This window comes from Haloarcula sp. JP-L23 (assembly GCF_011602445.1).
GTDB classification, from domain to species: Archaea; Halobacteriota; Halobacteria; order Halobacteriales; family Haloarculaceae; genus Haloarcula; species Haloarcula pellucida.
Genome location: NZ_CP050016.1, coordinates 268,012 through 282,017 on the forward strand (window position 1 = coordinate 268,012; position 14,006 = coordinate 282,017).

Below are 14,006 nucleotides of genomic sequence, written 5' to 3' on the forward strand. Positions count from 1 at the left end.
TAGTAGGGTGCCAGTCGGGTCACCAGAGCAGGTGGGGCCAGACGAAGTTGAACAGCACCCAGATGAGACCCGTCAGTATTGCGGTCATGACGACGTTGAGTATCATCCCCGTTCGCAACATGTGCTCCTGTTTGATGTAGCCGCTCCCGAAGACGATCGCGTTCGGGGCGTCGCGACGGGCAGTGCGAACGCGAAGCTAGCGGCGATCGTCCCCGCGACTGACAGGAAGACCGCCGTTTTGAAGTCCGTGAGACCGAGCGTAGCCGCGAAGACGCTTCCCAGGCCAATGAGGATCGGAACGAGGATGCTCGTCGTCGCGGTGTTACTCGTCATCTCGGTCAGGAAGACGACGAGCAACACGACGGCGGCGATGATGAGGATCACGGGCGTACCGGTAAGACCACCGAATACGGTCGTGGCAATCCACTCCGTGGTGCCCGTATCGGCGAGGGCTTTCGCGAGGGCGATGCCGCCGCCGAACAGCAGTAGGGTCCCCCAGTCGATGTCGACGAGTTCGTCCCACTCCATCGTGTCCGCGAGGACGAGCGCGGGAATCGCCACGACGCCGACCATCACGTAGTAGAGTAGTCCCTGATGGCCTTCGAGGCCGAAGACGGTCATCCCCTCGCCGCCGAAGAGGGTCGTCATCCAGACGTCCGGTAGATACGGAGCCAGGAAAGCCCCGAGTCCACCCAGTACCCACAGACCGGCCGTGGTCGCGAAAATAATCGCAACCCGTCGGCCTCGCGTACTCAGATTGTCCTCCTCTTCGAGATACGTGCGTGCTTGTTCCTGTGCCTGACCAACGTCGCTTATCTGTGGCGGATAGAGGACGTACGTCAGGAGATACCAGACGATGGGCAGCGTGATGCAGACGACCGGAAGCCCGATCAGCAACCAGTCGACGAACCCGATCTCGTATCCCAGAGTGGCGTTGAGTTGGCCGACGAGAACGGCGTTGGGCGGCGTGCCGATTATCGTGCCGACGCCACCGATACTCGCGGCGTATGCAGTCCCGAGCAACATCCCGATCTGCATGTTCGTAAATTTGTCCGGGTTCTCGATTACACCACCATCCGTGGCCGTTCCTGTGGTAGTACTGTCGGACGCGGACTCACCAACCGAGACGACGTCCTCGCTGCTGAGGACCTGCGTGAGGACGCCGACGGCGATCGGCGTCATCATCGCAGTCGTCGCGGTGTTCGAAACCCACATCGACAACCCCGCGGTGGAAATCATAACAGCGCCGATGAGACGGCGCGGTGAACTCCCCATCTTCGCCATTGTATACAACGCGATCCGACGGTCGATGTCGTACTTCTGGACCGCATTCGCTAGCATGAATCCAGCCATGAACAGGAAGATGAGGTGATCGGCGAACCCCACGAGCGCAGTGTCCATGTCGTCGTAGACACCGGTTCCGGTGAGGAGCACAGGAATCGTCAGCGCGGTGACCGCGAGTGGCAGGGTCCCCGTGACCCAGAGAGATCCGGCAAAGAACATCGTCGCGAGCGTGTACTGTCCTGCGAGTGAGAGCCCTGCCGGAGACGGTGCAAGTGCGATCAACAGTGCCCCGAGAACTGCAACGCAGAATTTGCCGAATTGTTGTTGTACGGCGGTCGTATGGCGCTGTATCATTGATACAGAGACAGTCTTGTGTGTCTATACTTAAATCTTGGGTAGACTTGTGCATGATGAGTGGTTATATTTATTCAAAATTATTAATGATGGCCCGGTGCTGTTCCGCTGTAAGTTCCTCGGTGTAGAGATCGAAGAGTTCCCGTCGTCGAGAGTTCGAGAGCGCACGGTTCCCGTTTTCGAGCATCGATATGTGTGCTTGCATGAGATCTTCGACTTCCCGCTCGACCACTCGTTGCTCGTACCCGGCAGCGACTCGGAGAAGTCGCCAAGCCATCGGAGAAATCTCATCTAGAGTGAGAGATTCGGTATGTTCCATTTTCCTTGGGGAGTTTTGCAGTAGGCGAACTACGACATGCTAGCCAAGACTGAGAAGTGAGAAAGACTTGTTCATCGACTTGTCTGTAGCGTTCCGATGTGATAACCAAACGGATAATCGTTGTGTTCGGTAGCCGCTACTACGATCGAGACACCGATTGAAGCTACACATCGCTAGACACAGATGGACACTCTCTTAAGCCCTCACTAGCAGTGTATCAATGATACAAGAGGGCTAAAAACGATGGTAAACCAACGTCAGTCGATCACATCGAAAGCCCACTAGCCCTTCCAGTAGAGCTTGAATCTGCGTCTTCGATGGGCGGTCAGTTCTCGAAGTGAGACGGATAGTGAGTTTCGGTGGTGAGGAGTCGCTGTCGGCGGCGGACTGCCGCCGACGCGACAGCGTCGCCACTCACGACCGCTGTCCGGATCGGTGGACAGCTACCGGAAGAACCGGTCGTCGAGGGGTTGATTTGCTGGAACAGCCTTGCGCACACCAAGCGCTGTCCAGGCGGCCCGCAGCACCATCTCACAGAACTCCGTGAACGGCCACCTCCAGAGGCGGCGCCCCCGCGGCGGGGCGCCGCCACGTACCTCCAGTGAAGATACCGCCAGCAGTTTTGGAGAAGCAGGCTCACAACAAACATCACCAGCCGTAGACCAGCGTCCTGAGAACTAGTGAATGCGAGGCTCTGGTTGGCTAATCGGTAGCTAGACTCGATGCCGAAGCGCTTGCTGTAGTGCTCTCGTGCATCTCGTGGTGTGTCGATGAACGGCGCGTCAGCGGCGTAGCCGTGACGCGCCACCCCGTGTTCGTCGTATCGTCCCTGCTGGTAAACGCAGTCGATGAATACGGGGAACGTCACCTCGCCGGCGAGATCGTGTTCGATCTCGCGGCTCCAGCCTGTGCTGAGTTCGTCTTGAATCGTCTCTCCCCACTTGACAATCGGCATGACGTAGGCGTAGTTGTGTGCGTACAGCAGTCCGAGACAGGTGCTGTTGTAGAATCCGCGATCGAGGTAGACAGCCTTGACGCCGAGGTCAAGGCCGTCAAGGAGGTCTAGAAACTCAGCGAGGACATCGCTGGTGGTCTCGCCAGCGACAAGCTGGCGGACCGCCAGCGTGTACCGCTTGTTGCGTACCCGCGCGTAGAGGGTCGCATACGCGTGAAAAGTCGTGGTTCCGCGTTTGGCCTGCGACGAATACAGCGCTTCTGTCTCGTCTTCGTCGCCGTAGTAGGGGTCGAGGTGGAGGTCGGCGACGACCTCCACCGGTCGATCCGGGAGTGTCTCAAGGATATCTCTCTGGAGAAGCGTGTCTCCAACCGCCTCGACAGTATCAAGGTCGAACTGATCGGTGAGATATCCTCGGACGGTGTTGGCATGCGGTGAGTCGTCGGTTGTTTCGCAGACGTGGTTGATCGAGGTCCCGCCGGCGCTGGCGCCGGCGAGGACCTCGTACAAGGCATCTGTCGTGACCTCAACGTTCTCACCGAGATCTATCGGAAGCTCCTCGTCAAGGCTGTTGACGACAAAATTAAGCAGGTGCTCTTCCTCTATCTCGCTGTCTGCTTGGGTTGGTTGCACATCCTCTCCAAGCAGACGCTTACTCTAACCCGATGTGATCGACTGAACGTGATACGTTCCGTGACATCGTCGACCGGTTAGATCCCGAGGGACTCGGTTACAAATCGAGTGCCGCTGTTGGACCACACGCTGACACTGCCGTCACCCTCACGGCTGACGCAGACCTCGTTCCCACCGGTGGACAAACGCAGTCACCAACTGGAAAAGCCGTTTTTGGATCGGTGAATCGGCGATGACGTTCGTGGAGACAGTGTTTGGAAACGACCTGTTTGTCCTGTTCTTGGCGGTCGTAATCGGAATGGGGCTCGGACGTCTCAGCGCCGGTGGAATCAAATTCGGCGTCGCTGGACCACTGTTTGCAGGACTCGTGCTCGGCCACGTCGGTTTTTCGGTCCCCAGCGCGTACAGCACGATCACGCTCGCGCTATTCGTTGCGGCGGTTGGCCTCATCGCCGCACAGGACATCAAGGACACGATCACGACGTACGGGCTACACTTCATAACTCTCGGCGCGATCATGACGACCGTTGCACTGGGTGGCACCTACGTCTGGACACAGTTCCTGTTCAGCGATGCGTCTACTCCGCTGATCATGGGCTCGTTTTCCGGAGCACTGACGAGCAGTCCCGGGCTGGGATCCGCGGTCGAAGCTCTCCCGGAGGCGGCCCGCGCGAAGTATCAGATCGGTCACTCCGTCGGTTACGTCGTCGGCGTCCTGCTTATCGTCATGTTCCAGCAGTTGTATCCAGCGGTGGCCGACCTCGATCTCACCACCGAGAAACAACGGTTCGACGACGTCGTTGGTAGCACGGATACGAATAGTGCCGCCGACACGACTGCGTCCGAGGCAACCGAAGCCGACGGGTCCGGCGTCTCCTTCAGCGTGATGGGCTACGCACTCGTCGTCGCTGCTGGTGCCGTCGTCGGATCGATTCCGATTCCGATGGGATCGTTCGGTACACCATCACTCGGGACGACCGGCGGTGTACTGATCGCTGCACTGGGACTGGGCTATCTCGGTCAGATCGGGCCAGTCTCGACGCGCATGGACACGTCGATTCTATCCGAGATCAGAGCGTTTACGCTCGCGATGTTTCTGGCGGTCGTCGGTATCGACGCCGGTGCTGGCTTCATCGAGACGATTTCCCAGTATGGCGTCCAGATCGTTGTCGCAGCTGCGCTCAATAGTATGCTCGCGATCGCCATCGGATTGGTCGTTACCCGATTTATCTGGAACATGGACTGGATCAGCGCGGCTGGCGGGATAACCGGTGGGCACACCGACACGAAGGGACTCGCCGCAGCAATCGACGCGACGGGTGCCGACGAAGTTGGCGCTGGCTACGGCGGCGCCTATCCGTTCGCTCTCTTGTTTATGGTCATCTACGCGAAAGTACTGGTCACGCTCGTTCCACTGGTCGTGTGAGCGAGGTCTTCGACCCGGCCGGTTCCGGGATACACTTTTTCCTCTCGAACCGGTTTACGCGTGATCGTGGCCCCATACCCTTCGGAGTGGCCAGCGTCCTAATCAATGCTGTGGTGCATGTTTTCTATCCCCATGGGTGAGACGTTGCGCACTGACCACGCTCGATTCGACCATGACTACCTATCGCGAGACACCACCCAGCGAACACACTCCCGTGTCAAGATACCATGGTAATCGTTAGAACTTGCCACATGTAGACTGTTGCTGTATTAGTGGTTCATCTGGACGAGATCTCCGTCAAGCACTCCAAGGGACTCTCGGCAATGTCGGAGAGAAGAAACCGACAGAATGGCTGTCGGCGGGGCTCGCGTACGATAACGGTGTGACGCAATCCGAGCTATAGTAACGATTGAACCGATTGAGACACTGCTCGCAGTCGTGCGGTCCGGTGTGCATTCCTTTTCAATGGCTACTATAGCCGCATGGTACGACGTTCAGCGACGAACGATCTACAGCTGACTCAAGCGAGTCAACATACTGAGTGAGAAAACCTTTGTGATCTAAGACCGACGTTCGGGTAATGGAACGATCCCGTCGAAAAGAGATCGAGTATCATCTTTCCGAGAAGAAAATCGACGAACTGCTGCGTGACGCCGAAAACGAGCGTCGACTCCGGCGGATCGGCTTCGTGAAGAACCTCTACCAGGGCGACTCTATCCCGGAGGCTGCCGAGCGAGAGGGGCGGTCGGCAGCAACTGGTGATCGCTGGACCGAGGCCTGGAACGAAGGCGGACTCGAAGAGTTGATGCCGGATTTCGGGGGCGGTCGCCCTTCGAAACTCGACGAACACGAACAGGCGGAACTGCTCGTACTCCTCCGCGAGGGACAACCCTGGAAATCACAGGAGATTCAACATCTCCTCGCCGAGGAGTTCGATGTCGAGTACCATCCGGATTATCTCGGGACGTTTCTCCGCAAGCTTGGGGTCGTACGCGAAGTCGCGGTCAAAGCGACCGACTCGGCCGGAGCACCCAGAGGAGATGCTCGACGAGGACTCGGATGATGAAAACCACGACAAACGCGAGGATGTCGCTGAGGATGGGTGGATCGTTGACGAGGACGTGTGTACTGACGGCGGGACCGACGTCGGGTTTTGCGATGTGTCACAGCCACAGCCGTACGATAACTCACGGCGTTTCTGGTAGTCGATGAACCACACGGAACGACTGTTGGTCAAGACGATGACGTTGCGATCGGATTCGACGCACTCAACGGCGGGAGTCTGGTCAGATTCACCGAAGACGAGAAGAGAGAACAGGTCTGGAAACACTGACGTGGACGATGTCGTCGATCATCGTCCAAGACGAACAGGAGTTTCACGAACTCGTCAGTCACATATCATAGTTATAAACAGATATATGAGGTTAGAAAAGAAGTGGGAAAAGAAATCTCTGGCTTTCAAAAGTTATCTCAATTATTAACAGTAGTTGCCGATTCAGATTGCAGAGAATTCGCTGAAGCTTGACGAGGGTTGCAGTGCAATCACCGGACGACCAGTTCTTCCGGGTACGGGTAGTCCCACAGTATCGGACTGGGGGACTGCTGGCAGTGCCAAGCTGCCGTTACCCATCTCCTCAACCGTATAGGGTGTCCCGATGTTGTTTTTGCCAGCGGGACACCGGCAGGTGTCAGCAGAGTCGGGGGTATCGTTTCGCTCGCTTTGAGCAGTCGGCATATTGGCACACTCTTCTGGAATGTGGCGTTCACCGACTGTTCTTTCAGATACTGCCTCGTTACGTGGGCGGACAGGCCGCCTCCACAGGACGGTTCGGAGTCCGCTCCGTTCCGAGCGATTCCTGCCTGTCACTTAAACGCCGGTATTCTGAAACTCAACAGAGGTCGTCGAACGTAGATTCTCTCACAAGTGACGGCGCGTATCCACAGCCTGAACAGTTGCTACCAAATCAAATTCCAAACCGCGAGAAGAAGAGCAGACAGAGTTGCTTGAGGGACTCGATGGATAGAGCTAAGAGTCATTTCACTGACGATCCTATATCTGCTGTCAGGAATGATAGCAGGAAGTTCCTGAGCTGTGGCTCCTCAGAGGGCTCACTGACCGGGGTTCCGCTGGACCCCGGTCAGTTCCCCGAACTGCTGTTAGCCGTAATCAAACAGGGTGATCTCGATGGCTTTCCGAAAAATCGCGGACGGAAGTGGTGGTCGGTCAGGGAACGGTGCTAGCGGATGAACGAACAGATTTGCAAGTACCCATAGATTGTAGAGAACCGTCGCGATCGAGAAATAGAACAAGCGAACCGAGAACGTCGGAGAAGACGTTCTTGGGAGAAACTCTGTGAGTTTCCGATATGAGGTTTCGATCCCCCATCGACGACGAAGTTGGTCCCTACGACCGCGACCGCGACGGAGGTGAGCGCGCGTGACTGACCTCGAACCGCTCGACCCGGCCCGCGGCATCGAGATGTACATCGACGCCCGGCAGGACGAACTGAGCGAGGCCACGCTTCAGTCACAGGAGTACCGGCTGGAGGCGTTTAGGGAGTTCTGTGACGAGGAGGACATCGACAACCTCAACGACCTGACCGGCCGGGACCTGTACGCCTATCGCGTCTGGCGGCGCGAGGGGAACGGCATCGACCGGGAGCCCATCGAGCCCATCACCCTCCGCGGCTAGTTGGCGACGGTCCGCTCGTTCCTCCGCTTCGCCGCCGAAGTCGACGCGGTGCCCGAGGACCTGCGGAACAAGGTTCCTCTGCCGACGGTCAACGGCGGAGCGGGCGTGAGCGCGACGACGCTCGAACCGGACCGCGCCGACGAGATACTCGACTACCTCCGGAAGTTCGAGTACGCCTCGAAGACCCACGTCATCGTCCTCCTGCTGTGGCACACTGGCGCGCGGATGGGCGGCATCCGCGCGCTGGACGTCGACGACTGCCGCCTCGACGACGACAACCCCGGCGTCGAGTTCGTGAACCGACCGGACACCGACACGCCGCTGAAGAACAAGGACAAGGGCCAGCGCTGGAACGCCATCAACCACCACGTCGCCGAAGTCCTTCGCGACTACATCGACGGCCCACGACACAGCGTCTTCGACGAGTACGGCCGCCGCCCGCTCATCACGACGACGAATGGCCGAGCATCGCGCTCGACGATTCGCTCGTCGGTGTACATGGTCACCCGTCCCTGCTGGCGCGGCGAGGAGTGTCCCCACGACCGCGACCCAGAGGACTGCGAGGCCACGTCGCGAACCCTCGCCTCGAAATGCCCCTCCGCCCGGTCGCCTCACGACGTGCGGAGCGGTCGGGTAACCTCCTACCGACGCGAGGACGTGCCCCGCCGAGTGGTGTCCGACCGACTGAACGCGAGCGACCAGATTCTCGACAAGCACTACGACCGACACGGCGAGCGAGAGAAGTCCGAACAGCGTCGCGACTACCTTCCAGACACATGATTTATTCCAGTTCGACAGGCTGCAGTGACTACAAGACGAAGAGACGAAACCGACAGATCCCAACTAGTGACTGCACGATTCTGAGTCGGGTCCTGTATTGTGGCTAATCGAATAGTTCTCCAAGCGGTGCCAATTGCCAGATGATCATTCTTCGACCGCGTCAATGAGGTCGGCCGCCGTCGCCGAAATTCGATCCAACCGGTCATGGAGCGTCTCCGGCGCGTCGTCGTCCCATGCGGCCAGGTAGAACGCCGAGTTGTCCGGGTCCAACCCGAAGTGCCGACTCACGATGTAAGCGACGGCTTCAGCCTCGACTTCGAGACGGGATGTTTCCTCGTCAGGGTCGCGCTCGAAGTGCAGCAGCGCGTGGGCGAACTCGTGGATGAGGGTTCTCGCGAGGTCCGCACGGTTGTCCCGGTCGACCACCTCGACGACGGGATTGGTCGTCGTCACACTCCGGCGCTCGCACACCCCTCGTGCCGATCCGTGCGTCCACTCCTCGGGGGCGACGACGGTCGCGTCGACGCCGAGGTCGTCAGTTGCTGCCAACAGGTGCTCGACGAGGCCATCTGCCTCGCCATGGGTCTCGGTCTCGAGGTCGGGTAACGGCTCTCCCTCAGTTTGCGAGACATCGAACACCGCCGTCGGTCGGAATCCCACGAGGCCTCGCGACCACTCGCCGGGTTCGGTCTTGTCGTACTCACACTCGGTATTTGCGTGGTACGAGGGCGAATTACCGCATTCGGGACACTTGTTCGTGATGATGGGTGCCCAGATCCAGATCGCGTCCTCACCTTGCTGGACCTGCCGGTCGAACTCCTCCTGCCAGGTGTTGTACCCCGCGACTTTGGTCGCTTCGGGACACTGCAACTGGATGAGGAGCGTGTTCCGGGCCGAGTAATCGTGGAACTTGCTCTGGACGTCGAGCCACTGCTGGAACTGCTCGCTGGCTTGTGCGTCGTCGGTCAACTCGGCGAGGTCTGCAACCCACGCATCAAGCTGGTCCTGCATGTCGTCGGCACGAGTGTCCGACTCGTCGAACGTGCAGGAAGTCTGCTGGCTGGACACCGTCTCGGGAAGATCAGTTTGGATCGTCGACATCGTTGTGTCCGGAACGCGCTTTCGGGCACGCCCCGCACCTCCCACGGGGCACACAAAATCCGTCTGTGGGTGCTACTCGCCGTCGTCGGCCGTCGCGGCCTGCCAGCCCATGTGGAAGTACGCAACTGCCTTGTCCGATCCAAAGGCTCGTCCCGACGGCGAATGGACGAGCAGCTGCTCGTCTGGGACGACATCGATGACGCCCTCGGCACGGAGGTCCTCGACGAGATCGTGAGCACCCGACTCGTCGAAACGCAGAGCGGCCGTTCGCTCTTTGTCGCGGTCGTTGGCTAGCTGTCGACGCTCGAATCGCTCGTAATCTGGGACAGTCTCGTCCATGATGTCTCGAGAGGTCGCCCTCTCGTTTCACTGAGGGCGCAAAAATCGGCTAACCAACAACCAACGATTTGTCCACCGACTGTTGGTTAGCGACACACCACTATGTCCGGAGCTTTCGACCGAGAGCGTAGTCAGGTCGACAATTTCGGTGCAATCATGAACTGACAGACGCCCTCGGGGTCGGGGAATGGCGCGCTGATACGCACGGGGTTCTGGTGACCGACCTGAAGTTTGTGAGGGGCCTCACCCGGCGGGGCACGGTCGATCGTTCGGAGTCGGCTCGTTTCGAACCGCGTCAGTGCATCGACAGCCTCGAATGCAACCAGTTCCTGCGGCTCACGGCGGTACACCATACTGTCGACATCGCCGTTGGCGCGGAATCGGAGTCGATACTACACACCACTGTTTCCGAAGCTATTGGGTTTGACGTTGGTGAGTAATAGATAGAGATCGGTCACTCCATGATGCTGTCAAATGGAACTATAATTCGACGATTTCCATACACCACCATTTCCGAAGCTAATAGTTTACACTCCCGCCGAAAAGCGGATATAAGGGATATTAGATTGCACCGGAAATTACAGACCAATAGGTAGAAGACACACACCACTGTTTCCGGAGCTATTGATAGGGAACTACCCGCCCTGTTCGCGCTGACGCGTTCGCTGAGGGCGAGGCTTCCCTGTTCCACGACGCGCTTTTTAGCGGAGTGGACTGCGACGTCTCATCCGCCACAGGGAGCGCAGTCTTCAAGGGCGGTGATTCGGAACGTCTCGCTCCTAACCGCTTGTTGATACCGCGAGAAAGGATGTTCAACGCTGCGTTCGCATCTCTGTGTACCTAAGAACATCTCAGGAGAGATGCACCCCTCCACCGTTTCCGGAGCTTTCTCATCTCGAAAATGGACCCACCCTCACACCACTATTTCCGGAGCTATTGGAACAACGTCTAGTGGACTTCCGAGAAAAGCAGTATCAACTGCAACTGTCTGTGGACTCTGCTTGATTGGTTTGTTGTTTCTAGTATAGTTTCTTTCCTTTCCTTTCTAACTCACTGCAATGCGGGTTTGTTTTAACACGCTAGAATATAAAGCTTTGCAAAATATAATCGAATAGGAATCTCCGTCTGACCCGTCTGACATATGAGCTCAATAGCAGCGGAAATAGTGGTGTGACTGTGTTTTATAAGCAATCTAGCTTAGGAAGCTATGGTGTGGGGTTGGTTTATATACTATGTTGCTTCGGACGCTTCGGAAGCTAAGGAACCGTTGGTTTTATCAGATCATACTGAGAGTGAGTTTCCCATGGGGATGTTTGAACGGGACCGGCAAGTGTTTGCAGATGCGGCTCCCCTCGACGATTCTTACGAACCAGAAGACATTCGCGAACGGGATGACGAACTGGAGAAGTATCAACGGGCTCTTCAACCGATTATCGACAATCGACCCACATCGAATATCTTTCTCTACGGGAAAACTGGCACCGGAAAGACAGTTGCGACGAAGTTCATGCTCTCTCATTTGGAGGCTGATGCAACTTCCTATGATGATGTCGACCTCTCGACCGTCTGGGTCAGCTGTGAGAATCTTTCCTCGTCGTATCAGGTAGCAGTTGCACTCGTAAATGAAATCCGTCGGGGTCAGGATAAAGATCGGATCAGCACGACGGGATATTCACAGCAACGGGTATTCGATCTGCTCTATGAAGAACTGGATTCTCTTGGTGGGACTGTCGTGATCGTTCTTGACGAGATCGATAACATTGGTCAATCTGACGACATCCTGTATGGTCTTCCTCGCGCTCGGTCAAACGACTACGTCGATGACGTTCGGCCGGTTATTGTCGGTATCAGTAACGACTTCCAGTTCCGAGAGAACCTCTCCCCGAAGGTCAAGGATACACTAGCAGAAAAAGAGATTCTGTTTCCACCGTATGATGCTAATCAACTACGTTCGATTCTCCGACCGCGGGCTGAGAAAGCGTTTCATGATAATGTGCTCGAGGAAGATGTCGTTCCGCTCTGTGCTGCCTTTGCCGCACAGGATACCGGTTCGGCTCGGCAGGCCATTCGCCTCTTGCGTGAAGCGGGTGAAATTGCTCAGGCAGAAGGATCAGAGACTGTGACTGGAGACTACGTTCGCGATGCCCAGGATGAATTGGAAAAGAACCAGCTCTACGAGGGCATGCAGGAACTAACCACGCAGGGCCACGCTGTACTGTGTGCGCTGGCGTATCATCAGGCACTCGACGAAATCCCAGTCCGCTCCCGTGACCTCTATGATCGGTACATCAAAATTTGCGACCGGTTAGATGCCGATAGCGTCAGTGAACGACGTGTTCGTGATCACTTGTCGGATATGAATATGCTCGGACTCATCAGTGTCTATGAACGCAATGAAGGCCTTTCGGCTGGTCGCTACCACGAGTACGAACTTGATGTCCCGCTCAATGCTGTCCTCGATGTCCTGTTGTCGACTTCTCGGTTCGAAGATGTTGCAAATATCATCCAATCAACAGCAGAAGATAATAATCTCCTCCAGGCGAACCTCTCGAATTACTGAATGCTAATTCCCACTTTTTGTTGAGTGATTTCCTAGTAAGCTCGAAAAGATAGCTTCGGAAATGGTGGTGTGTAGACGTCGGAAACCCGGAGTGTCAGAGCAGCGGACACAACGGTGTGGCTACACTTCGATGGAGGTGTGTGGAGCTAACCAACAGAACGCCTATTTGCCCGGCCTTTGTTGGTTAGCGCATGGACGACGTCGACCAGACAGACCGAGCGCTCACGGCGCTGGCGGCTATCGAGATCAAGGAGTACGACGACCACGTGCAGCAGGCTCACGACGATGCGGTCGCCGCTGTCGACGCGCTGGCGGCGCTGCTCGAGGCGAGCGATGAGGAACCCGACGACGAGGTCGAGACACCAGACGAGTGGGACGACGACGAGTGGGACGAGGCGGTCGGGGTCGCTCGCGAGAAGGCCGACGTGCCGGCGTCGAAGGGGACGCTGACGACAAAGGCGATTGATGGGCGCGAGTACTACTACCTGCAGTGGCGCGAGGGCGAACAGGTGAAGAGTCAGTACGTCGGGCCGGTCGAGCCGGCATAACGGGGCGAGAGCCTCAATACCCTTTCGTGGCTTCTTGGACCGACATCTGTTCATCTAACACTGCTTCGATTTCGGTTTCATCGATCCCTGGACACTTGCTACTGTCAGTCCAATGCTGTTCGAACGCTTTCGCTGAGGCATCAACCACCTGTCCACAGAGTGGGCAGTCTGCACGTGACCCGACAGTATTCCACGGAAAGCTATCATCCTCATCGACAGACACGTCGGTAAACCGCTTGATGCGACGTTTGCCATCAACCGTGACTTCGAGTTGCAACCCATCCAGAATGCTAGGGATGTCTTCTTTCGAGTCGGCATCAGCGGCAACCGTCTCGACGACTTCTCCGATCTGATTAGAGAAATCGATATCTGGGACGCCTGTTTCGGCCGGCGGGTTATCGGAGTCGTCGGCGAAATGGTCGAACACCTGCGCCCCGGCAGACGAAGAGAGTCCCTTCAGGATTGCATAGAACACATCCATCATAAGTCAACTCACCTGAGCAGTCTCTTGCAAAATCATCGATATTACTACATTCTCGGTGGCAGCCCTGAGATCGTCATCGAGTTTGACATCTTTCATTTCACAGATATTCAAGACGCTCTCGCTGACCGCTGATTCTATTCGTGACAGTTCGTCCTCGGAGAGTTCAAGTTGATCTTGTAGGGATTGAACGTCCCCCTCTAAGTCACTGTCCGACAGAAGGATGTGGATTGGATCGGCAGATCCCGAGGATTCTCCGGCTTCGATATCCGAGCTCTCGATCTTCGTGTCATCGTCTTCTGTATCGCTCCGATATTTGTCTCGGGCTTGATAACGTTCCAGAAGACGGACAGTTTCCATTAACTCCCGTCTGTGGGACGGCGCATCAGAGCCCACGGCCGCCATTTTGGCACGGAGGTGGAGAATTTTGTTCTCTCGCTCCTCTGGCGACATCTCGCGGATTTCTCTTTCATGTAAAAGAGGCATGTCTTGGTTGCAATCTTGTTGTGGTATTAAATCTTCATCCGAGTGTAA

The 14,006-nt window shown here is 56.9% G+C and carries 9 protein-coding genes and 7 pseudogenes; 6 read left to right on the forward strand and 10 right to left on the reverse strand.

The window, feature by feature from the left end:
- Nucleotides 1-19 precede the first annotated feature (19 nt).
- The 3 genes and pseudogenes from G9465_RS22540 to G9465_RS22550 all read right to left on the reverse strand — a co-directional run bounded on the left by G9465_RS22540 (nucleotide 20) and on the right by G9465_RS22550 (nucleotide 3,545).
- Nucleotides 20-1,638, reverse strand: a pseudogene (locus G9465_RS22540) (SLC13 family permease).
- Between the two features lie 70 nt (nucleotides 1,639-1,708).
- The gene (locus tag G9465_RS22545; RefSeq protein WP_349674917.1) at nucleotides 1,709-1,915 is read right to left on the reverse strand and encodes a hypothetical protein; all 207 of its coding nucleotides are present in this window, start codon (nucleotides 1,913-1,915) and stop codon (nucleotides 1,709-1,711) included.
- 485 nt (nucleotides 1,916-2,400) lie between these two features.
- Nucleotides 2,401-3,545 (reverse strand): annotated as a pseudogene (locus G9465_RS22550) (ISH3 family transposase).
- A 232-nt stretch (nucleotides 3,546-3,777) separates the two neighbouring features.
- On the opposite strand from G9465_RS22550, the gene G9465_RS22555 reads away from it, so the two are divergent.
- The 3 genes and pseudogenes from G9465_RS22555 to G9465_RS22560 form a co-directional block, all read left to right on the forward strand.
- Complete coding sequence (locus G9465_RS22555; RefSeq protein ID WP_166974889.1) at nucleotides 3,778-4,971, forward strand: hypothetical protein; 1,194 nt, start codon at nucleotides 3,778-3,780, stop codon at nucleotides 4,969-4,971.
- A 272-nt stretch (nucleotides 4,972-5,243) separates the two neighbouring features.
- Nucleotides 5,244-5,487 (forward strand): annotated as a pseudogene (locus G9465_RS26505) (hypothetical protein); the annotation flags it as partial.
- A 64-nt stretch (nucleotides 5,488-5,551) separates the two neighbouring features.
- Nucleotides 5,552-6,369, forward strand: a pseudogene (locus G9465_RS22560) (IS630 family transposase); the annotation flags it as partial.
- 759 nt (nucleotides 6,370-7,128) lie between these two features.
- Here G9465_RS22560 and G9465_RS25870 read toward each other — a convergent pair.
- Nucleotides 7,129-7,365: pseudogene (locus G9465_RS25870) on the reverse strand (transposase); the annotation flags it as partial.
- Between the two features lie 85 nt (nucleotides 7,366-7,450).
- Here G9465_RS25870 and G9465_RS22575 point away from each other — a divergent pair.
- A pseudogene (locus G9465_RS22575) lies at nucleotides 7,451-8,443 on the forward strand (tyrosine-type recombinase/integrase).
- 144 nt (nucleotides 8,444-8,587) lie between these two features.
- On the opposite strand, the gene G9465_RS22580 reads toward G9465_RS22575, so the two are convergent.
- From G9465_RS22580 to G9465_RS25875, 4 genes and pseudogenes are all read right to left on the reverse strand, one after another.
- Entirely contained in the window at nucleotides 8,588-9,544 is a 957-nt protein-coding gene (locus G9465_RS22580) for an ArdC-like ssDNA-binding domain-containing protein (protein ID WP_166974897.1), read from the reverse strand.
- Nucleotides 9,545-9,616: 72 nt separating this feature from the next.
- Nucleotides 9,617-9,883, reverse strand: coding sequence for a hypothetical protein (locus G9465_RS22585; protein WP_166974900.1), 267 nt, complete (start codon nucleotides 9,881-9,883; stop codon nucleotides 9,617-9,619).
- A gap of 131 nt (nucleotides 9,884-10,014) precedes the next feature.
- A complete protein-coding gene (locus tag G9465_RS22590; RefSeq protein ID WP_166974903.1) occupies nucleotides 10,015-10,236 on the reverse strand; it encodes a hypothetical protein in 222 nt (73 codons plus the stop codon).
- Between the two features lie 372 nt (nucleotides 10,237-10,608).
- Nucleotides 10,609-10,717: pseudogene (locus G9465_RS25875) on the reverse strand (RNA-guided endonuclease TnpB family protein); the annotation flags it as partial.
- A gap of 469 nt (nucleotides 10,718-11,186) precedes the next feature.
- On the opposite strand from G9465_RS25875, the gene G9465_RS22600 reads away from it, so the two are divergent.
- Together G9465_RS22600 and G9465_RS22605 are read left to right on the forward strand one after the other, a co-directional pair.
- Complete coding sequence (locus tag G9465_RS22600; RefSeq protein ID WP_166974906.1) at nucleotides 11,187-12,443, forward strand: Cdc6/Cdc18 family protein; 1,257 nt, start codon at nucleotides 11,187-11,189, stop codon at nucleotides 12,441-12,443.
- Between the two features lie 191 nt (nucleotides 12,444-12,634).
- Nucleotides 12,635-12,991, forward strand: a complete 357-nt coding sequence (locus G9465_RS22605; RefSeq protein WP_166974909.1) for a hypothetical protein — start codon at nucleotides 12,635-12,637, stop codon at nucleotides 12,989-12,991.
- 13 nt (nucleotides 12,992-13,004) lie between these two features.
- Here the strand turns inward: G9465_RS22605 and G9465_RS22610 are convergent, their stop codons facing one another.
- On the reverse strand, nucleotides 13,005-13,475 hold the full coding sequence (locus G9465_RS22610) for a hypothetical protein (protein ID WP_166974912.1): 471 nt from the start codon (nucleotides 13,473-13,475) through the stop codon (nucleotides 13,005-13,007).
- Nucleotides 13,476-13,478: 3 nt separating this feature from the next.
- Nucleotides 13,479-13,958 carry a hypothetical protein gene (locus G9465_RS22615; RefSeq protein ID WP_166974916.1) on the reverse strand — a complete coding sequence of 160 codons (480 nt, stop codon included), beginning with the start codon at nucleotides 13,956-13,958 and terminating at the stop codon, nucleotides 13,479-13,481.
- Nucleotides 13,959-14,006: the final 48 nt, after the last annotated feature.

Bases quoted from the DNA above. Each gene is read 5' to 3' on its own strand.
- G9465_RS22545 (WP_349674917.1), bottom strand. From the start codon at position 1,915: ATGGCTTGGCGACTTCTCCGAGTCGCTGCCGGGTACGAGCAACGAGTG.
- G9465_RS22555 (WP_166974889.1), top strand. From the start codon at position 3,778: ATGACGTTCGTGGAGACAGTGTTTGGAAACGACCTGTTTGTCCTGTTC.
- G9465_RS22580 (WP_166974897.1), bottom strand. From the start codon at position 9,544: ATGTCGACGATCCAAACTGATCTTCCCGAGACGGTGTCCAGCCAGCAG.
- G9465_RS22585 (WP_166974900.1), bottom strand. From the start codon at position 9,883: ATGGACGAGACTGTCCCAGATTACGAGCGATTCGAGCGTCGACAGCTA.
- G9465_RS22590 (WP_166974903.1), bottom strand. From the start codon at position 10,236: ATGGTGTACCGCCGTGAGCCGCAGGAACTGGTTGCATTCGAGGCTGTC.
- G9465_RS22600 (WP_166974906.1), top strand. From the start codon at position 11,187: ATGGGGATGTTTGAACGGGACCGGCAAGTGTTTGCAGATGCGGCTCCC.
- G9465_RS22605 (WP_166974909.1), top strand. From the start codon at position 12,635: ATGGACGACGTCGACCAGACAGACCGAGCGCTCACGGCGCTGGCGGCT.
- G9465_RS22610 (WP_166974912.1), bottom strand. From the start codon at position 13,475: ATGATGGATGTGTTCTATGCAATCCTGAAGGGACTCTCTTCGTCTGCC.
- G9465_RS22615 (WP_166974916.1), bottom strand. From the start codon at position 13,958: ATGCCTCTTTTACATGAAAGAGAAATCCGCGAGATGTCGCCAGAGGAG.